This window comes from Dechloromonas aromatica RCB (assembly GCF_000012425.1).
In genome coordinates, this window is record NC_007298.1 from 2,142,778 (window position 1) to 2,168,168 (window position 25,391).

23 protein-coding genes, 1 tRNA gene and 1 pseudogene are annotated in these 25,391 nt (G+C 56.7%); 15 read left to right on the forward strand and 10 right to left on the reverse strand.

Translation table 11 applies throughout. From position 1 onward, the window contains the following. The first annotated feature begins 28 nt into the window (after nt 1-28). Both DARO_RS10255 and DARO_RS10260 read left to right on the forward strand, forming a co-directional pair. Entirely contained in the window at nt 29-424 is a 396-nt protein-coding gene (locus DARO_RS10255) for a FecR domain-containing protein (protein WP_198134131.1), read from the forward strand. Then, nucleotides 417-1,004 (forward strand): OmpA family protein, encoded by a 588-nt coding sequence (locus DARO_RS10260; protein WP_011287740.1) that lies wholly within the window; start codon nt 417-419, stop codon nt 1,002-1,004. The genes DARO_RS10255 and DARO_RS10260 overlap by 8 nt, the downstream gene beginning before the upstream one ends. Here DARO_RS10260 and DARO_RS10265 read toward each other — a convergent pair. From DARO_RS10265 to DARO_RS10275, 3 genes are read right to left on the reverse strand one after another with little or no spacing between them, the layout of a single operon-like run. Then, entirely contained in the window at nt 991-3,117 is a 2,127-nt protein-coding gene (locus tag DARO_RS10265; protein ID WP_011287741.1) for a CHASE2 domain-containing protein, read from the reverse strand. The two genes, DARO_RS10260 and DARO_RS10265, sit on opposite strands and share 14 nt — an antisense overlap. Continuing rightward, nucleotides 3,114-4,028, reverse strand: coding sequence for an MBL fold metallo-hydrolase (locus tag DARO_RS10270; protein WP_198134132.1), 915 nt, complete (start codon nt 4,026-4,028; stop codon nt 3,114-3,116). The genes DARO_RS10265 and DARO_RS10270 overlap by 4 nt, the downstream gene beginning before the upstream one ends. A 44-nt stretch (nt 4,029-4,072) precedes the next feature. Further along, the gene (locus tag DARO_RS10275; RefSeq protein WP_083761512.1) at nt 4,073-4,498 is read right to left on the reverse strand and encodes an STAS domain-containing protein; all 426 of its coding nucleotides are present in this window, start codon (nt 4,496-4,498) and stop codon (nt 4,073-4,075) included. Between the two features lie 85 nt (nt 4,499-4,583). Here DARO_RS10275 and DARO_RS10280 point away from each other — a divergent pair, with 85 nt between their 5' ends. The 3 genes from DARO_RS10280 to typA all read left to right on the forward strand — a co-directional run bounded on the left by DARO_RS10280 (nt 4,584) and on the right by typA (nt 9,372). After that, a complete protein-coding gene (locus DARO_RS10280) occupies nt 4,584-6,719 on the forward strand; it encodes a YgiQ family radical SAM protein (RefSeq protein ID WP_497463052.1) in 2,136 nt (711 codons plus the stop codon). A gap of 22 nt (nt 6,720-6,741) precedes the next feature. Then, complete coding sequence (locus DARO_RS10285) at nt 6,742-7,131, forward strand: group II truncated hemoglobin (RefSeq protein ID WP_011287745.1); 390 nt, start codon at nt 6,742-6,744, stop codon at nt 7,129-7,131. Between the two features lie 399 nt (nt 7,132-7,530). Next, a complete protein-coding gene (gene typA / locus DARO_RS10290; protein ID WP_011287746.1) occupies nt 7,531-9,372 on the forward strand; it encodes a translational GTPase TypA in 1,842 nt (613 codons plus the stop codon). A 253-nt stretch (nt 9,373-9,625) separates the two neighbouring features. Here the strand turns inward: typA and moaA are convergent, their stop codons facing one another. The 3 genes from moaA to DARO_RS10305 form a co-directional block, all read right to left on the reverse strand. Beyond that, nucleotides 9,626-10,699, reverse strand: a complete 1,074-nt coding sequence (gene moaA, locus DARO_RS10295; RefSeq protein ID WP_011287747.1) for a GTP 3',8-cyclase MoaA — start codon at nt 10,697-10,699, stop codon at nt 9,626-9,628. Nucleotides 10,700-10,887: 188 nt separating this feature from the next. Continuing rightward, the gene (locus DARO_RS10300) at nt 10,888-11,202 is read right to left on the reverse strand and encodes a hypothetical protein (RefSeq protein WP_011287748.1); all 315 of its coding nucleotides are present in this window, start codon (nt 11,200-11,202) and stop codon (nt 10,888-10,890) included. 307 nt (nt 11,203-11,509) lie between these two features. After that, nucleotides 11,510-11,585: transfer RNA gene (locus DARO_RS10305), tRNA-Asn, on the reverse strand. Between the two features lie 75 nt (nt 11,586-11,660). On the opposite strand from DARO_RS10305, the gene DARO_RS10310 reads away from it, so the two are divergent. Continuing rightward, nucleotides 11,661-13,355 (forward strand): AsmA family protein, encoded by a 1,695-nt coding sequence (locus DARO_RS10310; protein ID WP_011287749.1) that lies wholly within the window; start codon nt 11,661-11,663, stop codon nt 13,353-13,355. Between the two features lie 51 nt (nt 13,356-13,406). Here the strand turns inward: DARO_RS10310 and DARO_RS10315 are convergent, their stop codons facing one another. Next, nucleotides 13,407-14,615, reverse strand: a complete 1,209-nt coding sequence (locus tag DARO_RS10315) for an amino acid aminotransferase (protein ID WP_011287750.1) — start codon at nt 14,613-14,615, stop codon at nt 13,407-13,409. Between the two features lie 76 nt (nt 14,616-14,691). On the opposite strand from DARO_RS10315, the gene uvrB reads away from it, so the two are divergent. Together uvrB and DARO_RS10325 are read left to right on the forward strand one after the other, a co-directional pair. Then, nucleotides 14,692-16,764, forward strand: coding sequence for an excinuclease ABC subunit UvrB (uvrB, locus tag DARO_RS10320; protein ID WP_011287751.1), 2,073 nt, complete (start codon nt 14,692-14,694; stop codon nt 16,762-16,764). After that, on the forward strand, nt 16,761-17,243 hold the full coding sequence (locus DARO_RS10325; RefSeq protein WP_011287752.1) for a low molecular weight protein-tyrosine-phosphatase: 483 nt from the start codon (nt 16,761-16,763) through the stop codon (nt 17,241-17,243). Before uvrB ends, DARO_RS10325 begins: the two co-directional genes overlap by 4 nt. 61 nt (nt 17,244-17,304) lie before the next feature. On the opposite strand, the gene DARO_RS10330 is transcribed toward DARO_RS10325, so the two are convergent. Then, entirely contained in the window at nt 17,305-19,917 is a 2,613-nt protein-coding gene (locus DARO_RS10330; RefSeq protein ID WP_011287753.1) for an Rne/Rng family ribonuclease, read from the reverse strand. 398 nt (nt 19,918-20,315) lie between these two features. Here DARO_RS10330 and DARO_RS10335 point away from each other — a divergent pair, with 398 nt between their 5' ends. The 5 genes and pseudogenes from DARO_RS10335 to DARO_RS10350 all read left to right on the forward strand — a co-directional run bounded on the left by DARO_RS10335 (nt 20,316) and on the right by DARO_RS10350 (nt 23,259). Beyond that, nucleotides 20,316-21,320 carry an RluA family pseudouridine synthase gene (locus tag DARO_RS10335; RefSeq protein WP_011287754.1) on the forward strand — a complete coding sequence of 335 codons (1,005 nt, stop codon included), beginning with the start codon at nt 20,316-20,318 and terminating at the stop codon, nt 21,318-21,320. Then, a pseudogene (locus DARO_RS10340) lies at nt 21,317-21,804 on the forward strand (HAD family hydrolase); the annotation flags it as partial. The gene DARO_RS10335 and the pseudogene DARO_RS10340, both read left to right, overlap by 4 nt. A gap of 24 nt (nt 21,805-21,828) precedes the next feature. Continuing rightward, entirely contained in the window at nt 21,829-21,966 is a 138-nt protein-coding gene (locus DARO_RS23295) for an HAD family hydrolase (RefSeq protein WP_497463064.1), read from the forward strand. After that, the gene (locus DARO_RS10345) at nt 21,945-22,304 is read left to right on the forward strand and encodes a Rieske (2Fe-2S) protein (protein WP_011287755.1); all 360 of its coding nucleotides are present in this window, start codon (nt 21,945-21,947) and stop codon (nt 22,302-22,304) included. The genes DARO_RS23295 and DARO_RS10345 overlap by 22 nt, the downstream gene beginning before the upstream one ends. Continuing rightward, nucleotides 22,297-23,259: a S49 family peptidase gene (locus DARO_RS10350; RefSeq protein ID WP_011287756.1), complete on the forward strand. Its 963-nt coding sequence runs from the start codon at nt 22,297-22,299 to the stop codon at nt 23,257-23,259. The genes DARO_RS10345 and DARO_RS10350 overlap by 8 nt, the downstream gene beginning before the upstream one ends. A gap of 3 nt (nt 23,260-23,262) precedes the next feature. Here DARO_RS10350 and DARO_RS10355 read toward each other — a convergent pair whose 3' ends face one another. Beyond that, nucleotides 23,263-23,970 carry an SAM-dependent methyltransferase gene (locus DARO_RS10355; protein ID WP_011287757.1) on the reverse strand — a complete coding sequence of 236 codons (708 nt, stop codon included), beginning with the start codon at nt 23,968-23,970 and terminating at the stop codon, nt 23,263-23,265. Next, nucleotides 23,970-24,551 carry a Maf family nucleotide pyrophosphatase gene (locus DARO_RS10360; protein ID WP_011287758.1) on the reverse strand — a complete coding sequence of 194 codons (582 nt, stop codon included), beginning with the start codon at nt 24,549-24,551 and terminating at the stop codon, nt 23,970-23,972. The genes DARO_RS10355 and DARO_RS10360 overlap by 1 nt, the downstream gene beginning before the upstream one ends. 111 nt (nt 24,552-24,662) lie before the next feature. On the opposite strand from DARO_RS10360, the gene DARO_RS10365 reads away from it, so the two are divergent. Continuing rightward, entirely contained in the window at nt 24,663-25,151 is a 489-nt protein-coding gene (locus DARO_RS10365) for a YceD family protein (protein ID WP_041224919.1), read from the forward strand. Nucleotides 25,152-25,170: 19 nt separating this feature from the next. Beyond that, a complete protein-coding gene (gene rpmF, locus DARO_RS10370) occupies nt 25,171-25,350 on the forward strand; it encodes a 50S ribosomal protein L32 (RefSeq protein ID WP_011287760.1) in 180 nt (59 codons plus the stop codon). Nucleotides 25,351-25,391 lie beyond the last annotated feature (41 nt).

Consider the following 25,391-nt stretch of genomic DNA (forward strand, 5'->3'; position numbering starts at 1 on the left):
GGGTGGATTGATTGCTAGCCTTCCCGCTATGGCTGCCGAACAGGCTGGCATGATCAAGGTCAGCATGGGGCTGGTCAACATAGAGCGCGACGGAAAAAAGCTTGCTGCAGAGGTCGGTACGCCCGTTCTGGTAGCCGATCGCATCCGCACCGCTGCGGATGGTTCGGTGGGCGTCACACTGCGTGACAACACGCTGCTCTCGGCTGGCCCGAATTCGCTAATCATCATTGACAGGTTTGCCTTCGATAATACGACCCAGGACGGCAACATGTCGGTCAGTATCCGCAAGGGAACGCTCTCCGTGGCTTCCGGAAAGATCGCCAAACGGACGCCGGAATCGGTCGATTTCCATACGCCAACTTCAGTGCTTGGTGTGCGCGGCACCGAGTTCATCGTCGAAGTGCTTGGGGGTAGCGATGAATAAGACCATTCTTTGCGTCGCGCTGGCCGGCTCTTTGGTGCTGAGTGCCTGCACCACCGAGCGGGTTGTCCTGTTGCCGTCGGCCGATGGTGGCCAGAGTGCGGTGGTGGTGCGTGATCCGGCCGGCGAGGTGCTGTTGAACCAGCCTTATGCTGCCGTGAAGCGGCGTCTGGATTCGAATGTCGGTTATCAATCGTCGCCGGAAGAGGTCAGGGAACGCTACGCAAATGTACTGGCAGCCCAGCCGGCCCGTCCGCGGAGTTATGTGCTTTATTTTGAGGCTGGCGGCAACATCCTGACGCAGGAGTCAAAAGCGGCCCTGGTCAATATCCGTAAGGAAATCGCCGAGCGCGCCGCTTCAGAGGTTATGGTCATCGGCCATACCGATCGCGTCGGTAGTGTCGAAGGCAATGACAAACTTTCGTTGCAGCGTGCTGAAGGGCTGCGTGATTTGTTGATCGAATCCGGCATCTCGGCCGAAAAGATGGAAGCGGTTGGGCGCGGTGAGCGCGACCCGCTGGTGCCGACGGCAGACGAAGTCGACGAACCGAAGAATCGACGCGTTGAAATCAACGTACGCTAGGCCCGTTCCAGCGCATCAAGAGCAGGGTCAGGTCATCCGATGATGGGTGACCTGCTTCGAAATACCGAACAGCATCGCGCAGTGTCTTGATGGCTGCCGGAAGATCAGCGGCCTGGAGCTCGCCGATGTTCGCCAACAGTCGGTCGCTGCCGAACATTTCCTTGTCGTTCATGGCTTCGGTGACGCCGTCAGTAAACAGACAAAGCAGATCGCCTGGTAGCAGTTGCACTTTTGCAGCAAGGAACGGGTAGTCATCGGCAGTGCATAGTGGTGGTCCGGAAATGTTTGCCGTATCGATGCGCGACAGACCACCGTCTCGCAGCACGATGGGAGCATCGTGGCCGGCGCAGGCATATTCCATGGTGCCGGTTTCGATATCCAGGATGCTGATGAAGGCGGTGACGAACAGGCATTCCGGATTCTCCCGGTTCAGTTCGCTTTCGATTTCTCGGAGCGCCAGTCCGAGGTCATGTTGGCGGCGGGCCAGCGTACCGGTCAGGGTCTTCGAGATTGCCATGAACAGGCTGGCTGGCACGCCCTTGCCGGAGACGTCGCCGATGGCCAGGCAGAGCCGACGGTCGTCGAGCATGAAGCAATCGTAGTAGTCACCACCTACCGCTCGAGCCGGTTCGAGCAAGGCGGCCACCTCAAATCGGGTTTCCTCGGCAAACATCGCGGTGGTGTCCGGTAACAACCCCATCTGGATTCGCCTTGCCGCATCGAGTTCACCATTAACCCATGCCGCCTCTTCACGGCTTTTCTGCAACTGCCGTTCCGCCTCGCGACGCTGGGTGTCAGCGGTGATCAGTGTGTTGCCAAGCAACGCTATGAAAACCGGGCTGAGCAGGATAATTTGCGAAGCACCGTCGAAAAGCCAACGTCCGGCAAAAAAAGCGAGGTAGCCGCCGGCCAGGAGAAACAGCATTAGAACGGTAAAACTCAGGGCCGCGTAGCGTCGCGCCCTGAGCAACGGGATAGTGCCGATCAGCAGCAAACCGCCACACAACAGTGAAGCCAGTTCGATCTGCGCTATCCAGTAGGGGCGTTGTAATGCCTGTCCATCCAACAGGCTTTCGATGACCTGAGCGTGAATATCGATCCCCGGCAGGCTTTCGCCGAGTGGGGTGATGATGCGGTCCTGCAGACCTGTGCTGTTAAAGCCGATGATGACGAAGTGGTTGTTGAAGAGCTCCGGAGGATGTACGCCCGCCAGCACGTCAGCGGCAGAAAGATAGTAATTGGAGTTGGCGCGGCCGAAATGCATCAGTAGTTCGCCATTCGGGCGGGTCGGCAGGCGGTAGCTACCAATCCGGACTGCGGTCAGGCCATGACTTCCACCTTCCATTGCCACCTTGCCACCAGGGCCAAGCGCCAGGCGAACCATTTCCAGTGGCAATGACAGGAAGGGCAGGTCGTTGATCAATGACAGGGTTGGCACTCGGCGCAGTATGCCGCGCTCACTGTTCGACTGCAGCAAGCCTGGGCTGGCGTTGATCAAACCCTCGCCAGCTGCGGCACTTTCAAGAAGAGGGCGGCTGGCAAAGGCGCTGGCGTAATGCGGCAGGTATTGGTCGTGACTGGGCTCCTGGCTGAAAACCGGGAGCGGCCTGGTCGGTTGTTTTGAACCGGGCAGCAACTTGCTCAAGCCGACAACAGCCAATACGGTCGGCTGTCCAGCCAGGGCCAGGGCCAGTTGCTGGTCGGGCTCGGGTAGTTTTGCAAATGCATCGGCCGGCAAGCCGGGGAACTGATTGGCAAGGATTTCCGGGCTGTAGCGATCACGCTCGGCAAAAACAATATCGATGCCCAGGGCCAGAGGTTTGCCAGCGAGTATCTTGTCCGCCAATCGGGCGACCAGATCTCGCGACCACGGCCATTGCCCGTGCTTGACCAGGCTCTGGCTATCAATTCCGACGATGATGACTGGCTCGCTGTCGCGAGCACGCGGCATCAGTCGCTGGTAGTGGTCGAATTGCGCCTCGCGAACACTGAGCAGTGGTGTGTTCTCGATTCCATTCAGCACCAAGGCTGCGAGGAGCAGCAACAGCAGCGGGAGCGCCCGGCCGCGTCCGGCCCGGATCGCTGCAAGGAGCAGTCCGCTTGGTCGCGTCACAGGTCTATGGCTAACCCGTCGTAGGCAGAAATGATTTCGAGTGGTGCCCGGCTGCCTCGGGTGATCTGCTCGAGGCGTCGCGTTTCAGCAACCAGTCGCGCCAACTGCTTATCGTCGTGCACCGGTTCATGGTGAAACAGTACCAGCCGCTTGGCTGCCGCCGCCTGGCAAAGTTCGACGCCAACGACATTGCTTGAGTGTCCCCAGTCGGCTTTGACTGAAACAGCTTCAGCCAGCGAGTACATGGCGTCGAAAATAACGAGGTCAGCCTTGGCAAAAAAAGCAACGAAGGCTTCGTGCTCACCTGGGTTGTCGAGCCGATGTTCGGAATCGGTCGAGTAGACAACCGTCTTGGTCAAGCTCTCGAAACGATAACCGTAAGAATCGCCGGCGTGTAGCTGTTTCTTGGGCGTCACATTGAGCTCGGCGATATATTGCGGCTTGTCCGGCGTCATCACGTCGAACTCAATACGGGCGCCAGCCTGTGCGTAGTCAACAGGGAAACAGGGCGCCTGCATCTGGAGGCGGATTGACGCTTCCAGTTGTGGGTGGCAGCCGTGGATGACGATGCGATTGCCGGGGATGTACATGGGCGCGAAATACGGAAAGCCCATCAGGTGATCCCACTGCAGGTGGGAGATGAAGATATGGTAAGTCTGCTGGTTGGGAACGCCGTACCGGGCTATTTTTGCCAGCCCCAACGGGCGAGCACCGCTGCCCATGTCGCAGATGAAGTGCTCGGGGCCATCGCCTACGATCTCGACGCAGGAAGAGTTGCCGCCGAAAGTACCGTTGATGGCGAAAGGGAGGCTGTCGACAAATTCATCAAGCGCCATTTGCGTCTTGAAAGATTTGCCATTGGCCGCCGTCAGTGCTGCAATTATTTTTTCGCGGATGTCACGGTGAGTCAATGCGACGGGTAGCGATCCACGCGTGCCCCAAAAAACAACCTGATTCATGCGCCAATGACCCGGCAGGCAGCATCTACAGAAATGTAGCAGGGGACGATCAGGTTAAAGCGGCTGATCGCAAAAACCTCCTGAACCATCGGCTGCAGAGCAGCGATCGCAAAAACACCTTGTTGTACCTTAGAACGGCGGGAGGCCAGCATCAGGACGCGTAGCCCAGCGCTGCTGATGTAGTCGACACCGGAGAAATCTAACAGGAGCGCCGGGCAGCCCTTGGCACAGCGATCAAGCAAAGGTTCAAGAGCTTTAGTGAACTCTTCGCTCGCATTGTGGTCTATGCGGCCGCTGACCGAAACAATCAGGACACCAGCCTGTTCGCGTGTGGGGAGATTCATTATCGCGTAAGGATTTCGGGTGCTTTGAAAGTGGCGAGTATGCCATGTCGGCCAGCTCACTCGGGTAAAATATTGCATGGATTCAAATCAGCAAGTCGCGCGTCCGCTTTTCAGCCACCGCAAATTCTGGGCACACCGCTTCGGTCCGGCCCCTTTCCTCCCAATGTCACGTGCCGAGATGGATGCACTGGGCTGGGATTCCTGCGACGTCATCCTGGTTACTGGGGATGCCTATATCGACCATCCGAGCTTCGGCATGGCGCTGATCGGCCGATTGCTCGAAGCGCAGGGCTTTCGGGTCGGTATTCTGGTCCAGCCGGATTGGAACTCTGCAGCCGATTTCAAGAAACTGGGGAAGCCTAACCTGTATTTTGGTGTCACAGCCGGCAATATGGATTCGATGGTCAACCGTTACACGGCTGACCGCAAGATTCGTACGGACGATGCCTACACGCCCAATGCCGAGCCTAACAAGCGGCCCGACCGTGCCGTCACTGTATATGCGCAGCGCTGCCGTGAGGCCTTTCCCGGTACGGCGGTGATTGTCGGCTCGATTGAAGCCAGTCTGCGCCGCATTGCCCACTACGATTACTGGTCGGACAAGGTACGGCGCTCGGTGCTGCCTGACTCCAAGGCAGATCTGCTGATTTTTGGCAATGCCGAGCGCGCCATCGTTGAGGTGACGCACCGTCTGGCCAAGGGCGAAAAAATTTCCGAAATCCGCGATCTGCGCGGTACCGCCTTCATGGTGTCGCCGAACTGGCTGCCTTCGGAGGACTGGGATGTGATGGACTCGACTGAAGTCGACACGCCGGGGCCGCTGGTCAAGCATGCCGACCCATACGCGATGGATACAGGGGGAAGCTCAACTGCAGCCCCGGCGACACCTGGTGAGCAACCCATCCGCATCGTTTCTCTGGCCCAGCGCTTGGCTGCCCGCAAAGAACGCCGCGCCCATACCGTGATTCGCTTGCCGTCCTACGAGCAGGTCAAGGCCGATCCGGTGCTCTACGCGCATGCTTCGCGCACTTTTCACCTTGAGTCCAACCCCGGCAATGCGCGAGCCCTGCGACAGGCACATGGCGAACGCGATGTCTGGCTGAATCCGCCGCCGTTCCCGCTGAGCACCGAAGAGCTGGACCAAGTCTACGAACTGCCCTATGCCCGTCGCCCGCATCCGAGTTACGGTGATGCCAAGATTCCTGCCTGGGAGATGATCCGTTTCTCGGTGAATATCATGCGTGGCTGCTTTGGTGGCTGTACGTTTTGTTCGATTACCGAGCATGAAGGGCGCATCATCCAGAGCCGCTCGGAAGACTCGGTTATCCGCGAGATCGAGGAAATGCGCGACAAGACGCCGGGCTTCACCGGCGTCGTCTCCGATCTCGGCGGCCCGACCGCCAACATGTTCCACCTGAAGTGCAAGGATGAAAAAATCGAGTCGGCCTGTCGTCGGCTTTCCTGTGTCTATCCGGACATCTGCGAGAACATGAATACTGATCACTCGCAGTTGATCTCGCTGTATCGTCGGGCGCGCAGCATCAAGGGCGTCAAGAAGGTGCAGATTGGCTCAGGCCTGCGCTACGACCTTGCCGTGCGCTCCCCGGAGTACATCAAGGAACTGGTCACCCATCATGTTGGCGGCTACCTGAAAATTGCTCCCGAACATACAGAGGAGGGCGTGCTCTCCAAGATGATGAAGCCGGGCATCGGATCCTATGACCGCTTCAAGCAACTGTTCGACCGTTTCTCACGCGAAGCTGGCAAGGAGCAGTACCTGATTCCGTACTTTATTGCCGCCCATCCGGGAACAACTGACGAAGACATGCTGAACCTGGCCTTGTGGCTGAAGAAGAACAATTTTCGCCTCGATCAGGTACAGACCTTCATTCCGACGCCGATGGCATTGGCAACGACGATGTATCACACCGAGCGCAACCCGCTGCGCAAGGTCAATCGCAGCAGCGAACATGTCGGTGCGGTGCGTAATGGCCGGCAGCGCAAGCTGCAAAAGGCTTTCCTGCGCTATCACGATCCAGCCAACTGGCCGATGTTGCGCGAAGCGCTCAAGGAAATGGGCCGGGCCGACCTGATCGGTAATGGCAAGAAACAGCTGATTCCGGCATGGCAGCCGGCCGGTGTCCCCGGCAAGTCCTGCGGCCAACCAGAAAAAGCGGGGCAGATAAAAAAGGCTGGGTCGACACGTCGGGTGGAGCAGGCTCGTCCGGGACGGCCCGGCGTCAAGCCCACAGCCTTCAATAAAGGAGGAGCCGGGGCTCGCAAGAACCGGCCATCCTGATCAACCAGGGAGAATTCAAAAAATGGAAAACACCGCGACAACCTACGAGAAGATTGGCGGCGAGCCGGTCGTCGGGAAATTATGCGACCGCTTCTACGAGTTGATGGGCACAATTCCGCAATTTGCCGAGCTCCGCGCCATGCACCCCGAAGACCTGCAGGGTTCGCGTGACAAGCTCTACATGTTCCTGTCCGGCTGGTTTGGCGGGCCGGATCTGTTTGTCGAAAAGTTCGGCCATCCGCGGCTGCGGGGACGTCACATGCCCTTCGCCATTGGGGTCAAGGAGCGCGATCAGTGGGTTGCCTGCATGGCGCTGGCCATGGAAGATGTCGGCCTCAGCGAAGACATTCGCAAGGTGCTGTTGAACAATTTCTTCAACACCGCTGACTTCATGCGCAACAAGAGCGAATAAGCCGGTTCTGAGCAGGGCACGTGGTTCATCCGTGATTGATAACGATTGCCGGGATGGCCTGCCGGGTGATCGAGCTGCTTGGTCATCGTCTGGCAATCCGGTTTTGCCAGCCCTTCGGGCCGCCAGTGGCGGCCCGGCTTGCTAACTTGTTGCAACCGTTCTGATCCACAGCCTGATCAGGTACGCCTGGATGAAACATCACGCAGCGAGTTGCTCCTGAATTGATGGCGGATGATAGTGCCGCACAGGTGCATCTGCACCAGTTAGGCTGTGCTGTAATTTTTGCGTTCTTTCTAGCACGTTTTTCTGCCTGATCAAGCGCCTAACGCGCAACAAAGCATGCTGCGGCGCAACACGGGATGATAGAATATCGCCTTTGTCTTTCAGGCCCTATTGTCCATGTCCGCTCGTCCGATCCGTAACATCGCCATCATCGCCCACGTTGACCACGGTAAAACCACCCTGGTCGACCAGCTGCTCCGCCAGTCCGGTACTTTTGCTGCTCACCAACAATTGGTTGAGTGCGTTATGGACTCCAATGACCTGGAAAAAGAGCGTGGCATCACGATCCTTTCCAAGAACACTGCGGTCGAGTATCAGGGCGTCCACATCAACATCGTTGATACCCCGGGACACGCGGACTTCGGTGGTGAAGTCGAGCGCGTGCTGGGTATGGTTGATGGTGTGGTCCTGCTGGTCGATGCTGCCGAAGGCCCGATGCCGCAAACCCGTTTCGTGACCAAGAAGGCGCTGGCCCTCGGCCTGCGCCCGATCGTTCTGGTCAACAAGGTTGACCGCGATGGCGCCGATCCCGATCAGGCCGTCAATCTGACCTTCGACCTGTTCGACAAGCTGGGCGCGACCGACGAGCAACTCGATTTCCCGATCGTTTACGCATCCGGCCTCAATGGCTGGGCTGCCATGGAGCTGGATCAGCCGCGCGAAAACATGATTCCGCTGTTCGACACGATTCTGCGCCACGTGCCCGCCCCGGATACCGATATCGAAGCACCGCTGCAACTGCAGATTACTGCGCTTGATTACTCTTCCTACGTCGGTCGTATCGGCGTTGGCAAGATCAATCGCGGCAAGGTCAAGACCGGTCAGAACGTGCTGGTCATGTTCGGTACCGAAGAAGAAGCGGCCGAACACGAGCGCACCCCGATCAAGGCCAAGATTGGCCAGGTTTTCGGCTACAAGGGCCTGAACAAGGTTGAGCTGGAAGAAGGTCATGCTGGCGACATCGTCCAGATTACCGGCATCGAAGACCTGGTGCTCGGCTGCACCGTAACCGATCCGGAGCAACCGGAATCCCTGCCGCTGCTGAAGATCGACGAGCCGACGTTGTCCATGCAGTTCATGGTCAACACCAGCCCGCTGGCTGGTACCGAAGGCAAGTTCGTGACTAGCCGTCAGATCCGCGATCGTCTGCACAAGGAACTGCTGACCAATATGGCCCTGCGCGTTCATGACACCGGTAATGGCGACGTGTTCGACGTTTCAGGTCGTGGCGAACTGCACCTCGGCATCCTGCTCGAGAACATGCGTCGCGAAGGCTACGAGCTGGCCGTCGGCCGTCCGCGCGTCGTCAAGAAGACCATCAATGGTGTCGAGTGCGAGCCGTATGAGTTGCTGACCGTTGACGTCGAAGAAGACACCCAGGGCGGTGTCATGGAAAGCCTTGGCCAGCGCAAGGGCGACCTGACGGACATGGTGCCAGACGGCCGCGGTCGCGTCCGTATCGAATACCGCATTCCGGCCCGTGGTCTGATCGGCTTCCAGGGCGAGTTCATGAACTTGACCCGTGGTAACGGCCTGATGAGCCACGTTTTCGACGAATATGCCCCGGTCAAGGATGGCAGCGTTGCCGAGCGTCGCAACGGCGTACTGATCTCCCAGGACAATGGCGAAGCTGTTGCCTATGCACTGTGGAAGCTGCAGGATCGCGGCCGCATGTTCGTTGTGCCGGGCGACAAGCTGTACGAAGGCATGATCATCGGTATCCACAGCCGTGAAAACGACCTCGTGGTTAACCCGATCAAGGGCAAGCAGCTGACCAACGTTCGCGCCTCCGGTACGGACGAAGCTGTTCGCCTGGTGCCGGCCGTCCAGCTTAGCCTGGAAGCCGCTGTCGAGTTTATCGAGGAAGACGAACTGGTCGAGCTGACGCCGAAGTCGATTCGTTTGCGCAAGCGTTATCTGACCGAGATTGAGCGCAAGCGCGCGGTTCGCGGCCTGTAATCAGTTTGAAGAAATGAGCCTCTGCCAGTCCTGTCGGGACTTGACGAGTGAACATAAAAAGGCGGCCCGGTGGGTCGCTTTTTTATTGATTGTTTCCGTATTTTTTACCGTGCTTGGCTTGGTAACCGATCCGGTCAATGGCATTGGTTTCTGCAGGGTCTATCCCTGAGTCCGGGTACGGCTAACGTTTCTCTGGTGAGGAATTGGATGCGGGCTGCTGATTGCCCAAGGTGCTACCGAGCGCCAGGGGAAATCAGCCGCCTGTCATCGACATAAATCGAACGACCTGTGGTGTATCCATTTGTTGGGTGAAATCATGGCCAAACGGTTTGATACCCATGCTGTTTACGATGGCCTGGCGTACATCGGCATTGTCATTTCCGGCGCGCAGCGCCGGTAGCAAATTGGCGGCATCGTTTTGGCCCAGGCAGGGATAGAGCTCGCCTTTGGCAGTAATCCGTACCCGGTTGCAGGTGTCGCAGAAGTTGTGGCTATGCGGCGAAATGAAGCCAACGCGCGACTCGCTGCCCGGAATTCGCCAATAACGAGCCGGTCCCCCGGAATTTTCAGCAGAGGGAATCAAGTCGAAATGACGTCCGAGCATTTCCCGGGTTTCTTCAGATGAGATGAAGGTGCTATTTCGTCCAAAGATTTCACCAAGCGGCATTTCCTCGATGAAGGAAATATCCAGCTCCTGATCGATGGCGAAACGAACCAGGTCAACGAATTCGTCGTCGTTGGTTCCGCGCATCATGACGGCATTTAGCTTGGTCCTGCGGAAGCCGGTGGCACGGGCTGCCTCGATGCCACGCAGCACCTTGGCCAAGTCGCCGATGCGGGTGATTGCCCGGAAACGATCAGCTTTCAGGGTGTCCAGACTGATGTTGATGCGCTTTACACCTGCGGCGTGCAATGGGGCTGCAAACTTGTCCAGTTGCGACCCATTGGTGGTTAATACAAGGTTTTCGAGACCGGGCAGGGCGCCCAGTCGTTCGATCAGCCACATGGCCCCTTTGCGAACCAGGGGTTCGCCGCCGGTAATCCGCAGTTTGGTCACGCCCAGTCCGACAAAGACCGACGCAACGCGCAGGCATTCTTCCAGGCTCATGACTTCCTTGCGAGGAAGGAAGGTCATTTCCTCCGCCATGCAATAGGTGCAACGAAAGTCACAGCGATCGGTTATTGACAGGCGAACATAAGTAATCCGCCGCCCGTATTTGTCGAGTAGCGTTCCTTCACTGTGCCCGCCGCTCGCTGCCGAGATGATCGGTGTGAAATCGGCAAATCCAGCGGGGGTTGATTCCGGCCTGAGGGTTTCGTTTTGCATGGCGGACAATTTCGTTGGCGAGCCGCAAGATGCGGGCTTGAAGTCTGGACGGCGATTATCAGCGTCAAACATCTACTGAACAAGTAGAGAGATCAAAAAACGAAAAGTTCGCAGGTTTTTCCTGAGGGAGTGGAATCGTTATGTTTCAGCACGGGCCGGTTCGCTTGGGCGCGCCCTGGGGGCTACATTCATGCTGCGGCGCGGTTGAGTAGCACGGCCAGCTCTGGATAGAATCCCAGTCTGCTAAGTTCAATTCGACGTCCGATTTGAACTGACTCAGCTACTTCACGTGCCGAAGTTGATTGCTCAAGGAGAAGCGGGAAAACCTTTTTTGCATCAACCAGGGAAAAAATCCCGATCAACACGGCGCCACATGATTTGTAGTAGGCGGGATCTAGACGAACAAATCTGGCGCCGTTATCGCATGCATCCAAGTACACCGATGCGGTAGTTGCTGTGGCTTCGAGAGCACTGAGCGCAGAGTTGCTGAAATAGGATGTCATGGTGGCACTCCTCTCGGGGCCGACGAACGCTAATGATTTCGTACGTTAAAGGAGAGGCAACTTCCTGTCATGGAACTATTTCACGAACAGAGGAAATGCTTAGGCATTCATTTTCCATTGCGCTCAATGACAAGGTTTTGGGCCGCGGCGCGGCGAAAGTTGGGTATCCTTGTGCCATTCAGCAGAGGAGTGGAGATGACGTTACCCCGGGGTGCTGGGCCGTTACTTTGTGAGTGAACGATGAGCGATTACAGGCCGAAAAAGCAAAAAGCCCAACCGACAGGCTGGGCTTTCTACTATTAAATTCTGGCTCCCCGACCTGGGCTCGAACCAGGGACCTACGGATTAACAGTCCGGCGCTCTACCGACTGAGCTATCGAGGAACAGAGGAGCGCATTATAGGAGTAGAATGCCCTAGTGTCAAGCGTTTTGTGGCTTTTAAGAAGAAAAACACGATCATGAATCCCAATTTAGTCTACGCAAAAACGCCCGTCGGTGACGAGGCTGTGCGCCAGAGTACGCGCGTCGTTCAGCGCAATTTGCGCATGGTTCTCGTGCAGGTTGATGGAAAAACCAGCGTCGATGAGTTGGCGGGCAAAATCGGCAATCCGCGTCTTGTTGAATCTGCTTTGCGCGAATTGGAAGAAGGGGGCTATATCACCCCAGCGAGCGAAGCGGTTTCTGTGTGGGAAGAGAGCAAGAAGGCAGCCCAAGCCGAGCCTCAACGACAGGCATCGGAGGCAATGTCGCAGTTTTCTGTATTCGGGCCAAAATCACAGGCGGCGCTCGACTCCATGGCTGGGCCAGCCTCTGGAAGTGGTTTTTCCTCTTTCGGAAAACCCATTCTTCCCGCTCAAAACCGGGCAACCCCAGAGGCGCTCAAACGCACCTCGGGGGTTGCCCCCGAGCAGGAGCTAGAGTACAGCCCAGTGAGGCACGCGTTGCTGACATGGCGCTTCGCCGCGCTTGGTCTTGCGGGATTGCTCGCCACTCTGGCTGCTGCGCTGCTGCTTTATCCTTATGAGCGATTCAAGCCTGCCTTGGAGTCCTCGCTTGCGCAGTACCTTCAAGCTCCGGTCAAAATTGATGGCGTTGGTGTCGCTCTATTCCCCATGCCTCAACTCAAATTGACCGGTGTTCGCATCGGCAACCCTTCTGATGGGAGTATCGCAGAGGTTCGTATTTCCTCTCCTCTTTCACTGCTTTGGAGCTCACCGTTTCAGATACCGCGTATTGATATTACCGGTGCCGCGCTAGCTGCCAATCGAGTCGTAGCTATGCCGTTACTCAAAGGCGGGGTCACAGGAAACGGCATAGTCATCATCAGGAAAATACGGATCGATCATTCGCAGTTCATCTTCACTGACAATCTGGCGATGACTGATATCTATGGCGAAATCAATTTCGGCGCGGATGGCGTGGTCGAAAAGGCTACTTTCGAGACGAATGACCGCGGCCTTCTTATCGATGCGCAACCCAGTTCGTTGGGGATTGCCTTGAATATTGAAGGGCGTGCCTGGAAGCCCTCCGGAACCACTATTTCGTTTGCATCCCTGCAGGCGAAGGGGGTTTTGCAGAAGGACAGGCTGCTGGTTCAGAATATCGATACCACCTTCCTGGGCGGCCTTCTTAAGGGAGACTGGTTGCTAGATTGGAGCAACGGTCTTGCCATGGCAGGCGATGGCACACTGAGCCGAATTGACAGTCGCAAGCTTGCTGCTACGCTTGTGCCGTCCTTGAAAATCGAAGGCGACATGAACGGTTCGGTGCGTTTACGCTCGACTGGGCGCGACTGGGAAAGTCTGTGGGCGAATTCTGAAGCGACCTTGAATACTGAAATTACCCGCGGGGTGCTTTATGGTGTCGACCTCGGAGAGGCGGTTCGGCGCAATGGTGTATCGGAGGTTCGCGCTGGGGCAACCAGGTTTGACCGCTTGCGCTCGAATATCAGCATCACTCCCAAGCAAGTTGCTGGTCGGGATGTTCGCATGGATGCCGGTATGGTGACGGCAGTAGGGCAGTTTGTTTCCAGTCGAGACGGGCAAGTTGAAGGCAACATGGCGGTTACCCTGCAAACGTCTGTATCGACAGTGCACGCCCCGGTTCGGATTTTTGGTACGTTGCCTGACTTGAGTGCCACCACCCAAAAATAAAAAAGGGCGGAACCTTGGTTCCGCCCTTTTTGCCAATCAACTTGATGTTGATCAGGGCTTGGTAACTGCGGCAATCGCCTTGGCCACGTAATCCAGATTCTTGGTATTCAGCGCAGCCAGGCAGATACGGCCGGTCGACACGGCGTAGATGCCGAATTCTTCACGCATGCGTTCGACCTGGGCAGCCGTCAGGCCGGTATAGGAGAACATACCGCGCTGCTGGGCAACGAAGGAGAAATCCTGCGCCACGCCTTGTGCCTTGATGGCATCGACCAGACCGGTGCGCATGGCGCGGATGCGGTCACGCATGCCGGCCAGCTCGGTTTCCCACATCTGGCGTAGTTCCGCGGACGCCAGAACACCAGCCACTAGCGCACCGCCATGGGTCGGCGGGTTGGAGTAATTGGTGCGGATGACGCGCTTGACCTGCGACATGACGCGAGCAGATTCTTCCTTGCCGGCCGTGACGATGGACAGGGCGCCGACGCGCTCGCCATAAAGCGAGAAGTTCTTGGAGAACGAGCTGGAAGCGAAGAATTGCAGGCCGGAAGCGGAGAAAGCACGAACAGCGACGGCGTCGGCATCGATACCATCGGCAAAGCCCTGGTAGGCCATGTCGAGGAAGGGTACCAAACCGCGCTCCTGGCAGATTGCGACAACTTCGCTCCATTGGGCATCCGACAAATCGGCGCCGGTCGGGTTGTGGCAGCAAGCGTGAAGGATGATGACCGAGCCTGCATCCAGACCCTTCAGGCAGGCCTTCATTCCCTCGAAGTTAACGCCACGCGTGGCGGCGTCGTAATACGGATAGTTTTCTACGACGAAGCCGGCGGATTCGAACAGGGCGCGATGGTTTTCCCAGGATGGGTCGCTGATGTATACCTTGGCGTTTGGATTCAGGCGCTTCAGGTAGTCGGCGCCAATTTTCAGGGCGCCTGTGCCACCGAGGGCCTGAGCGGTGATGACCTGGCCGTTGGCGATCAGTGCGGAGTCCTTGCCGAGCAACAGGTTCTGGACAGCCGTGTTGTAGGCCGGATTGCCTTCGATCGGCTGATAGCCGCGCGGCAGTGCGGCCTTGACGCGGACGTCCTCAGCGGCCTTGACGGCGGCCAGCAGCGGAATCTTGCCGTTGTCGTCGAAATACACGCCGACGCCAAGGTTAACCTTGGTAGTGCGCGCATCAGCATTGAAAGCTTCATTCAGACCCAGGATAGGATCGCGCGGGGCCATTTCCACCGCAGCGAAGATCGAAGAGGACATAGAGACTCCGTGGAATAATACGAATAATGTTCGCGCAGCCAACCGGCTATGCGACGAGAAACCGAAGAATTTTAACATGAGCGAAACCAACACCGGCACGCCTGTCGTCACCTTCGAGGGTAGCCCGTATCGATTGCACCAACCCTTTCCGCCGGCGGGCGACCAGCCAGAGGCGATTCGGCAACTCGTTGAGGGGCTGGATGATGGCTTGTCCTTTCAGACCTTGCTTGGCGTGACGGGCTCTGGCAAGACTTACACGATGGCCAATGTAATAGCTCGTACCGGCCGTCCTGCGCTGGTGCTAGCGCCCAATAAGACGCTGGCGGCGCAGTTGTACTCGGAGTTCAAGGAGTTCTTCCCGGAGAATTCTGTTGAGTATTTTGTTTCCTACTACGATTACTACCAGCCGGAGGCTTACGTTCCATCCCGCGACTTGTTCATTGAAAAAGATAGTTCGATCAATGATCACATTGAGCAGATGCGCTTGTCGGCGACCAAGAGCCTGATTGAGCGACGGGATGTCGTCATTGTCGCCACGGTTTCCTGCATTTATGGCATTGGCGACCGAGACGAATATCACAACATGATCCTGACCATGCGCGTCGGTGACAAGCTCGATCAGCGCGCCATCGTCAAGCGCCTGACTGACATGCAGTACGAGCGCAACGAGATGGATTTTCACCGTGGCACCTTTCGGGTGCGCGGCGACATTATCGACATCTTTCCAGCCGAGCATGCCGAGCACGCCATTCGCATTTCCTTGTTCGACGACGAAGTTGAAGGGATGCAGTTCTTTGATCCCTTAACGGGCCATCTGCTGCACAAGGCGCTCCGCTTTACGGTTTTCCCTGCGTCTCACTACGTGACGCCGCGTGCGACGGTGCTGCGCGCCGTTGAGGCAATCAAGGATGAATTGCGCGAACGTATTGATTTCTTCACTCGCAACAACAAGTTGGTTGAAGCGCAGCGCATTGAACAGCGCACCCGCTTTGATCTCGAAATGCTTGATCAGATCGGCTTCTGCAAGGGTATCGAAAATTATTCCCGACATTTTTCCGGGCGCAAGGCAGGAGAGTCGCCGCCTACATTGATTGACTATCTGCCACCCGATGCGCTGATGTTCATTGATGAGTCGCACGTCTCCATTGGTCAGGTCGGTGGTATGTACAAGGGCGACCGCTCGCGGAAGGAAAACCTGGTTGATTACGGCTTTCGCCTGCCGTCGGCGCTGGATAACCGGCCGCTGCAATTTAATGAATTCGAGGCGCACATGCGTCAGACAATCTTTGTTTCCGCGACGCCTGCCGATTATGAGCAACAGCATGCCGGTCAGGTTGTGGAGCAGGTGGCGAGACCGACCGGGCTAATCGATCCAGAAGTCATTGTGCGCCCGGCGTCGACGCAGGTGGACGATCTGCTGGCTGAGATCGGCAAGCGAATTGCCGTCGGTGAGCGGGTGTTGGTCACTACGCTAACCAAGCGCATGTCCGAGGATCTGACCGATTTCCTGGCTGATAACGGCATCAAGGTTCGCTATCTGCATTCGGACATCGATACGGTCGAGCGCGTCGAAATCATTCGCGACCTTCGCCTCGGCGAGTTTGACGTGCTGGTTGGTATCAATCTGCTACGCGAAGGGTTGGATATTCCTGAAGTTTCGCTGGTCGCAATTCTCGATGCGGACAAAGAGGGATTTCTGCGCTCCGAGCGCTCCCTGATTCAAACAATTGGACGGGCGGCCCGCCATATCCATGGCACGGCCATCCTCTATGCTGATACAGTTACGCAATCCATGCAGCGTGCGATTGCCGAAACAGGGAGGCGGCGAGAGAAGCAGATTGCCTTTAACCTGGAACACGGAATTACACCGCGCGGGGTGTCCAAGAAGATCAAGGACATCATTGACGGTGTGTATGACGCAGGCTCTGCCCAGACGGAATTGAAGGCAGCGCAGCAGCGGGCAGCATACGATGCGATGGATGAAAAAGCAGTAGCCAGGGAAATCAAGCGACTCGAAAAATCAATGATGGAGTGCGCGAAAAACCTGGAATTCGAAAAAGCGGCGGCGGCCCGCGACGATCTGTTCCGACTCAGGGAACGAGTTTTCGGCGCGGCTCAGCACGACCTCGACGGAGATGGGACAAAATGAATTATCGCGTGCTACTCGTCTGCATGGGCAATATCTGTCGCTCCCCAACGGCGGAGGGCGTTCTTCGTTATTTTATTACAATCAATAACCTCGGCGATAAAGTTGAAGTTGATTCTGCGGGGACGCACGGCTACCACGTTGGTGAAGCGCCGGACTCCAGAACTCAGCGGGCAGCTTCGGTTCGGGGTTATAACCTGTCACAACTGAGGGCGCGAAAGGTTGCCCGCCAGGATCTGGATTATTTCGATCTGATCCTTGCTATGGACAAAAGCAATCTCGATAACCTGCAGCGAATGGCAACACCTGAGCAGCAAAAGCGCCTTGGATTGTTCATGGATTATGCGAAAAATTTTGATGATGACGAGGTGCCGGACCCTTATTACGGATTGGGTCACGGATTCGATCTCGTGCTCGATATGGTGGAGGATGCCTCGCGCGGCTTGATTGAAGAGATCAAGCAAAAGTTGGGGCGAAGTTGATCGATCCACGAAAACAAAAGGGGCACCCGAGGGTGCCCCTTTTTATTGGTTGACTCAGCCGTTATTTGGCGGTTTCAACCATGACCAGCGATTCGCTTTCAGCCTGCTTGCTTGCCGGTTTCGCCTTGCGCGGACGACCCAGTTTGACCGGGGGTTCTGGCTGGGCAGCAGCGACTGCAGCAGATGTCGTTTGAACCATGACCAAACCGCTTTCAGCGAGTGTCGCTTCAAGATTGACTGGTTCTGCCACGACAGGAGCAGGAGCAGGTGCAGGTGCTTCGGCTTTCGGGCTTTCCTGAATTTCGACCGGAAGCGCTTCGATGATTGCAGCTGGGGCAGCTTCAATAACTTCGGCAACCTGAACCGGTTCAACAATGGGCGAGGCCACTGGTTCAACAACCGGGGTGACAACTTCGGCTGCGACAACAACCGGTTCGGCCGCAGGGATTACAACGACAACCGGCTCTTGGTTGATTGGCTCAACAGCCGGCTCAATCACTGGTAGCACCTCGGCCACCGGAGTGGAGTCAGCCTCGTTGCGACGCTCGCCACGACCTCTGCCACCGCGACGACCGCGACGACGATTGCCTTGCTCTTCGTTGCCCTGTGCGTCTGGGGCTTCGTTGGCCAGCAGCGGAGCAACGGCGGCATCGGCGGCTGCTGTTTGCTGAACCAGCTTGTTTTCAACCGTTTCCGCTTGCTGCTGGCGTTCGCCGCGCTCCTTGCGTTCACCACGCGGACGGCGTTCCTTGCGTTCGCCGTTCGAGGCCGGTGTTCCGTCTTGCGGAGCCTTGTCGACTGCATTGCGCTCCTTGCGCTCAGGACGTTCCTTGCGTTCGCCGCGCTCTTCGTCGCGACGATTGCCATTTCGGCCACCGCGGCGACCATCGCGACGGCCATCCCCGCGACCTTCGCGCGGCTTTTTGGCGGGCTCCGGAGCTGCGACCGGTTCAACCGGTTTGGGTGAGGAGCGGAACCACGAGAAAATTTTCGAGAACAAGCCGCCTTCTGGCTGAGCAGGCGCGGCAACCGGCGCTTCGGCCTTTTCCGGCATGATCGGTGCGGGCTGATCAGGGGAAATACCCTTGATCGCAGCTTCCTGACGAGGTTTGGCGGCTTCCGCCTGGGTTGCCTGCTTGATAGCTTCCTCGATCGGCATGTCGACCATCTTGTAGGATGGCTCGCGAAGATCGTCTTGGTTCAGATCATCGTGGCGCAGGCGGGTAATGGTGTGGGCCGGCGTTTCGAGATGAACATTCGGAATCAACAGAATGGTGACCTTATGACGCAACTCGATGGCCTGGATGTCCGGGCGCTTTTCGTTGAGCAGGAAGGTGGCGACATCAACCGGAACTTGGACATGCACGGCGCCGGTATTTTCCTTCATCGCCTCTTCTTCAAGGATGCGCAGGATGTGCAAGGCAGCCGATTCGGCGGAGCGGATGTGGCCGGTGCCGGTGCAGCGCGGGCAGGGGATGTAGCTGGTTTCGGCAAGCGCCGGACGCAGGCGCTGGCGGGATAGCTCCATCAGGCCGAAGCGGCTGATCTTGCCCATTTGGACTCGGGCACGGTCGAAACGCAGTGCATCGCGCAGGCGGTTTTCGACTTCACGCTGGTTCTTCTGGTTTTCCATGTCGATGAAGTCGATCACGATCAGGCCGCCCAAGTCGCGCAGACGCAACTGGCGGGCCAGTTCTTCAGCTGCTTCCTGATTCGTCTTGAATGCGGTTTCTTCGATATCGGAACCTTTGGTGGCGCGACCGGAGTTGACGTCGACGGCGACCAGCGCTTCAGTGTGATCGATAACGATGGCGCCACCGGACGGCAGGTTGACCTGGCGAGCGAAGGCGGTTTCGATCTGGTGTTCGATCTGGAAGCGCGAGAACAGTGGCACATCATCGCGATAGCGCTTGACGCGATTGATATTGCCCGGCATGACCGTGCCCATGAAGGCGCGAGCCTGCTCATAGACTTCGTCGGTGTCGATCAGAATTTCGCCGATATCGGGCTGGAAATAGTCACGAATCGCGCGGATAACCAGGCTGCCTTCCAGATAAATCAGGAAAGCGCCGCTCTGTTGCTGGGCGGCACCGTCAATGGCGGTCCACAGTTGCAGCAGGTAATTCAAATCCCACTGCAGCTCTTCGGCCTGGCGGCCAATGGCTGCGGTGCGGGCGATCAGGCTCATGCCGTTGGGTACTTCGAGCTGATCCATGACGTCGCGCAGTTCAGCGCGCTCATCGCCGTCAACGCGGCGGGAAACACCACCGCCGCGCGGGTTGTTCGGCATCAGAACAAGATAGCGACCGGCTAGCGAGACATAGGTGGTTAGGGCGGCACCCTTGTTGCCACGTTCGTCCTTGTCGACCTGGATGATCAGTTCCTGGCCTTCTTTCAGCGCATCCTGAATCCGGGCGCGACCAACTTCAGTGCCTGGCTGGAAGAAGGCGCGGGAGACTTCCTTGAAGGGAAGGAAGCCGTGTCGGTCAGCACCGTAGTCGACGAAGCAGGCTTCGAGCGACGGTTCGATGCGGGTGATGACCCCTTTGTAGATGTTGCTTTTACGTTGTTCCTTGGCGGCGGATTCAATGTCGAGGTCAATCAGTTTTTGACCATCGACAATGGCGACACGGAGTTCTTCCGCCTGTGTCGCATTGAATAGCATGCGTTTCATTATTTTTGGGCTCCAGCGCACAGCGGCACGCTGCAACGAAACGCCCTTACAGGCAGCGACAGTTTCAGTTATCGGGTTGCGTCATAAATGGTGGGCAAAGGCGATGGTGAATGTGCTGATCAACAAACGGTCGCGTGCTTTTTATTGAAATGCGCGACCTGAAAATTCCTGCAACGGGCAATCCGTGCGTGCTTACAGTGGGCTTATCCATTAACATCACTACTTTTGGTGAGTGAACTTAACCAGTCGTTTCACGTTGGTCTGGCCTGTGCAATTGGCATAGGTGAGACTTCGGAGCCTGCCGTATGGCGGTCGTGCATTTAGCGCGAGGGCAAACGGTCTGACGGTTCGGCATCTCTTGCAAACCGAGACGTAAAACGTGGGCAGTATATTAGAAAATGAATGGTGCAGGTAACAATTCAGTGACCCATGTCGAGGTCGGCGAAGAGGAGTTGGGGCAACGCCTCGACAACTTTCTGATCAGGCGCTGCAAGGGGGTTCCAAAGAGTCACATCTACCGGATTTTGCGTAGCGGAGAAGTCCGCGTGAACAGCAAGCGGGTTGATGCAACCTATCGGCTTTGTGTTGGCGACAACATCCGCATCCCGCCGATACGCATTGCAGAACGACCCCAGAACGAAGTCGATGAAGCCGCCAAGGAACGGGTTGATCTGCCGATCATCTACGAAGACGAGGCTATGCTGATCATCGACAAGCCCGAAGGTATTGCAGTGCACGGTGGTAGCGGGGTCAGCTTCGGGGTAATTGAAGCGTTGCGCCGACAGCGTCCGCAAGCCAAGTTTCTCGAACTGGCCCATCGCCTTGACCGCGAAACCTCCGGCGTTCTTCTCGTTGGTAAGAAGCGCCTGGCACTTACCGCATTGCACGACATGTTTCGCGAGCACGGTGCTGGTGCCGACAAGCGCTATCTGGTGCTGGTCAAAGGACGCTGGATGAACAATACTCAGCACGTCAAATTGCCCTTGCACAAGTATCTGACTGAAGGCGGTGAGCGACGTGTTTCAGTCGACGCCCAGGGTAAGGCTTCGCATACGGTATTTCGCCTGCTGGCTCGCTGGCCCGAGGCAAGTCTACTGGAAGCGCAATTGAAGACTGGGCGCACCCACCAGATTCGTGTTCATTTGGCGCACCTCGGTTTTCCGATTCTCGGTGATGAGAAATATGGTGATTTTGCGCTAAACAAGGCGCTCAAGCGCGATGGCCTGAAGCGAATGGCGCTGCATGCCTGGCGCATGGTTTTTCAACATCCTCTGACGGCTGTGCCGCTCGAATGCATTGCTCCCTTGCCTGAGGGGGTTGGAAACTACATTGCTGCTCTCGACGGGCAAAGCCCTCGGGAGTTTTCTGCTGAAAACCTTGAATCGATCCTTGCTGCCCGATGAAATACGAACTGATTGTTTTTGACTGGGATGGAACGCTACTCGATTCCGCTGGTGCTATTGTTCAAGCCATCCAGTCGGCATGTCGCGATCTCAACCTGTCAGTGCCGGACGATAGCCGTGCCCGACACGTAATCGGTCTCGGGTTGGTAGATGCGCTACGTCACGCGGTACCTGATTTATCACCAGATCGCTATCAGGAGATGGTTGAGCGCTACCGTTTTCATTACCTCGCGGGTGATCACCAGTTGACCTTGTTCAAGGGCATACCGCAAATGCTGGAACGCTTGCATGCAACCGGGCATATCTTGGCGGTCGCGACCGGAAAAAGCCGGGTAGGGCTTGATCGCGCGCTCGATCACTCCGGTCTTCGTTCATTATTTCAGGCATCTCGTTGTGCCGATGAGTGCCATTCCAAGCCGCATCCTCAAATGCTGGAGGAGCTAACCGCATATTCGGCATTTCGAAAGAATCGACAGTAATGATTGGCGATACCTCTCACGATTTGCTGATGGCCAACAATGCGGGCGTTGATGGGTTGGCTGTAACTTATGGGGCGCATCCCCATGACCATCTTTTGGAATACAAACCGACAGCCTGTCTCCATAGCGTCGGGGAGTTGGATTTGTGGCTGCAGAACTACGCCTGATCTGCTCCAGCGAGGATGTTGCCGAGGCTGGCAAGGGCTTTCGTTTTATCGTGAAGCGCTACAGCAGAGAGGTTTCAGCCTTCATCGTCCGCTTTCATGGGCAGGCGTATGCCTATTTGAACGAATGTGCTCATGTTCCCGCCGAACTCGACTGGTTGCCGGGCGAATTCTTCGATGATTCCAAGCTATACTTGATCTGTTCGATTCATGGCGCACTTTATGCTCCGGAGACGGGCAGGTGTCTCGGTGGGCGCTGTCAAGGCAAGGGCTTGAAGGCTTTACCCGTTCGCGAGATAGATGGGCAGATTTTTATAGAACAAGACGATAACCATGGATAACCCCCAATCCCCCAATAACGATTCCGCCTGGGAGCGCAAAACCCTGGAGAAGCTGGTCTTCGCCGCACTTGATGAGCAGCGATCACGGCGGCGCTGGGGTATTGCCTTCAAGGCGCTTGGTTTTGTTTATCTCCTGGTTGTACTAATTGCAGTCGTTGACTGGGGGGCTGGCGCTGAGCATCAGGAGCGCCACACTGCCATGGTCAATCTGACAGGGGTTATCGAGGCCAAGGGAGAGGCCAATGCCGAGAATCTGGTGGCCGCTTTAAACAGCGCCTTTGATGAAAAAAATGCGGTGGGCATCATCTTGCGTATCAACAGCCCCGGAGGCAGTCCGGTTCAGGCTGGCATTATCAACGACGAGATTCGACGTCTCCGCGGAAAATACCCCGCCAAGCCGCTCTATGCCGTGGTCGAGGATATGTGTGCCTCTGGTGGTTATTACGTTGCTGCAGCCGCGGATAATATTTACGTTAATAAGGCGAGTATTGTTGGCTCCATCGGCGTGTTGATGGATGGCTTCGGTTTTACGGGCACCATGGATAAAGCTGGTGTTGAGCGGCGCCTATTAACTGCTGGGGAAAACAAGGGGTTTCTTGATCCGTTTTCCCCGCAGGCGCCACAACATAAGGCCCATGCCCAACTGTTGCTCAATGATATTCACAAGCAATTCATTGATGTGGTGAAAGCTGGCCGTGGCAAGCGCCTAAAGGAAACCCCGGAAATGTTCTCGGGCTTGATGTGGACGGGGGCTCAGAGTATTCAGCTTGGCCTCGCCGACGACTTCGGTAGCGTCGACTCAGTGGCGCGTGACATCATCAAGGCAGAAAAAGTCCTTGATTACTCGGTCAAGGACAATATTGCCGAACGCTTTGCCAAGCGCCTTGGGGCAAGCACCTTCGCTGGTTTTTGGAAGGGTTTCTCGGAAAGCGCTCTTGGCGTGCGTTTGTACTGAGACCTACGCCAGCAATAGAAAAACTGTCGGACGCCGCTCGATTTCGGGCGGCGTTTGTTTTTTCCATTGCTGAATCGTGCGTGTTAGCACCGATTCTCCGGGTAGAGATAGGTCGGTGGCCACGGTTAGGCGTGTGGCCGGCTGACACGCCTGCAAAATTGCGTCAAACATGGCGCGATTCCGGTAGGGCGTTTCAATGAATATTTGCGTTTGAACACGCTTCCGTGACTCGCTCTCCAGGTCGCGCAGTGCTTTCAAGCGATCGCCATCCTTGGCTGGCAGGTAGCCTTGAAAGGCAAAACGTTGGCCGTTCAGGCCTGATGCCATCAGTGCCAGCAATAGCGATGAAGGGCCAATCAGCGGCACGATACGAATATTATTCTGCTGCGCTAAAGCAACCAGATTGGCGCCGGGGTCGGCGACTGCCGGGCAGCCGGCTTCGGAGAGCAGGCCGACATCGTGACCCGCGTGCAGAGGTGCTAGTAGTCGATCCAGGGCATCGGCTCGGGTGTGCTCATTTAGCTCCTCAAGCTGCAGCTCTTGCAGGGGCTTCTCGGTGCCTGCCGCCTTCAGAAAAGCCCGGGCAGTCTTGGCTTGCTCAACAACAAAGTGGCTAAGCGGCCAAATGGTTGCCAAGACATTCTGGGGTAGTGAGTCTTGGGGGGGGGTTGGGCCAAGCGGGACGGGTATCAAATAGAGGGTGCCGGCCATCACAATACCCCCAGGCTCTGTTTGCGCAACATATCACACAGCGCAATCAGCGGTAGGCCAACCAATGCATTGGGGTCGTCGCCACGCATGCTGCTCATCAATGCAATACCCAAGCCTTCGGATTTTGCAGAGCCGGCGCAGTTGTAGGCCGGCTCCCGGCGCAAATAATTGTCGATTTCGCTGTCTGTTAATTCGCGGAACGTGACTAGCGTCGGAATGCCACGAACCTCGGCTTCGCCTGTCCGTGCGTTCAGCAAGCACAAGCCTGTGAAGAAATTGACGGTTTTACCGGACAGTTCTCTCAACTGTTTGACGGCTCGCTCATGCGTTCCTGGTTTTCCATAGATATTTCCGTTGACCGTCGCGACCTGGTCGCTGCCGATAATCAGGGCGTCGGGATAGGCTTGGGCAGCCGCCCTGGCCTTTGCTTCAGAAAGGCGCAGAGCCATGCTCTCGGGGGATTCGCCAAAAATAGGGCTTTCGTCGGTTTGAGGATTGGCAACGTCAAAAGCCAGCCCGAGGCGGCTCAATAGTTCCCGGCGATAGGGGGATGTGGAAGCAAGAATTAGTTTCTGTGGCATGAAAGACCCGTTACAACAAAGCGTTGCGTTGAATACTTGAAGCAGAACTTTGTTTTGACTTGGAAAGCCAAAAATAATATCATTCAAGGTTTAAGTCGCAACAGCTCAAGATTGAAAAGAATTTCGGACGCTTTCGCATTTGCCAGAGATGGTCGTGTTCTCAAGGGAACGCTACCTGTCTCGGGTTTTGAACGCCTGCATGATCTGCTGACTGAGATCACGGGTGAGGTGGCTTACCACCTTCAGGGGTTCAAGGGCGAAAGAGGGGAGTTCATGCTGCGCCTGGAAGTCACGGGGACACTCCCTTTGGCCTGTCAGCGCTGCCTGAGTGCCGTATTTTTCGATCTTGATGTCGATAGCCTGCTGGAGCTTGTTCCGGAGGGCGCCGAGTTATCGCAAGATGAACTGGAAGACGACACCCGAGATTTTCTGCCGTTGGCGAGTGAACTGGATGTGGCTGAGTTTGTTGAGGATGAGATCCTCCTGACTCTACCAGTGGCGCCGCGGCACGAAGAATGTGGCTTGCCTGGTGCGGCAGATGCCGGTGATCGGATTAATCCGTTTGCTGCGCTGTCCGGGCTTAAAGGCAAGCCGAACTGATTTTTTTTGGAGTATCAACATGGCCGTTCAACAAAACAAAAAGTCCCCTTCCAAGCGTGGCATGCACCGCGCTCACGACTTCCTGACCACCCCGCCGCTGGCCGTTGAATCGACCACCGGTGAAGCACATCTGCGTCACCATATCTCCCCCGCCGGTTTTTACCGCGGCAAGAAGGTTACCAAAGGCAAGGGCGAATAATCGTTCAACGAAGGGCAGGCTGGCTCATCGTGAGCCGCCTG

Excerpts from the sequence above, each read along its gene's own strand:
- DARO_RS10255 (WP_198134131.1), top strand. The coding sequence starts at position 29 with ATGGCTGCCGAACAGGCTGGCATGATCAAGGTCAGCATGGGGCTGGTC.
- DARO_RS10260 (WP_011287740.1), top strand. The coding sequence starts at position 417 with ATGAATAAGACCATTCTTTGCGTCGCGCTGGCCGGCTCTTTGGTGCTG.
- DARO_RS10275 (WP_083761512.1), bottom strand. The coding sequence starts at position 4,498 with ATGCAATATTTTACCCGAGTGAGCTGGCCGACATGGCATACTCGCCAC.
- DARO_RS10280 (WP_497463052.1), top strand. The coding sequence starts at position 4,584 with ATGTCACGTGCCGAGATGGATGCACTGGGCTGGGATTCCTGCGACGTC.
- DARO_RS10285 (WP_011287745.1), top strand. The coding sequence starts at position 6,742 with ATGGAAAACACCGCGACAACCTACGAGAAGATTGGCGGCGAGCCGGTC.
- typA (WP_011287746.1), top strand. The coding sequence starts at position 7,531 with ATGTCCGCTCGTCCGATCCGTAACATCGCCATCATCGCCCACGTTGAC.
- moaA (WP_011287747.1), bottom strand. The coding sequence starts at position 10,699 with ATGCAAAACGAAACCCTCAGGCCGGAATCAACCCCCGCTGGATTTGCC.
- DARO_RS10300 (WP_011287748.1), bottom strand. The coding sequence starts at position 11,202 with ATGACATCCTATTTCAGCAACTCTGCGCTCAGTGCTCTCGAAGCCACA.
- DARO_RS10310 (WP_011287749.1), top strand. The coding sequence starts at position 11,661 with ATGAATCCCAATTTAGTCTACGCAAAAACGCCCGTCGGTGACGAGGCT.
- DARO_RS10315 (WP_011287750.1), bottom strand. The coding sequence starts at position 14,615 with ATGTCCTCTTCGATCTTCGCTGCGGTGGAAATGGCCCCGCGCGATCCT.
- uvrB (WP_011287751.1), top strand. The coding sequence starts at position 14,692 with ATGAGCGAAACCAACACCGGCACGCCTGTCGTCACCTTCGAGGGTAGC.
- DARO_RS10325 (WP_011287752.1), top strand. The coding sequence starts at position 16,761 with ATGAATTATCGCGTGCTACTCGTCTGCATGGGCAATATCTGTCGCTCC.
- DARO_RS10330 (WP_011287753.1), bottom strand. The coding sequence starts at position 19,917 with ATGAAACGCATGCTATTCAATGCGACACAGGCGGAAGAACTCCGTGTC.
- DARO_RS10335 (WP_011287754.1), top strand. The coding sequence starts at position 20,316 with ATGAATGGTGCAGGTAACAATTCAGTGACCCATGTCGAGGTCGGCGAA.
- DARO_RS23295 (WP_497463064.1), top strand. The coding sequence starts at position 21,829 with ATGGCCAACAATGCGGGCGTTGATGGGTTGGCTGTAACTTATGGGGCG.
- DARO_RS10350 (WP_011287756.1), top strand. The coding sequence starts at position 22,297 with ATGGATAACCCCCAATCCCCCAATAACGATTCCGCCTGGGAGCGCAAA.
- DARO_RS10355 (WP_011287757.1), bottom strand. The coding sequence starts at position 23,970 with ATGGCCGGCACCCTCTATTTGATACCCGTCCCGCTTGGCCCAACCCCC.
- DARO_RS10360 (WP_011287758.1), bottom strand. The coding sequence starts at position 24,551 with ATGCCACAGAAACTAATTCTTGCTTCCACATCCCCCTATCGCCGGGAA.
- rpmF (WP_011287760.1), top strand. The coding sequence starts at position 25,171 with ATGGCCGTTCAACAAAACAAAAAGTCCCCTTCCAAGCGTGGCATGCAC.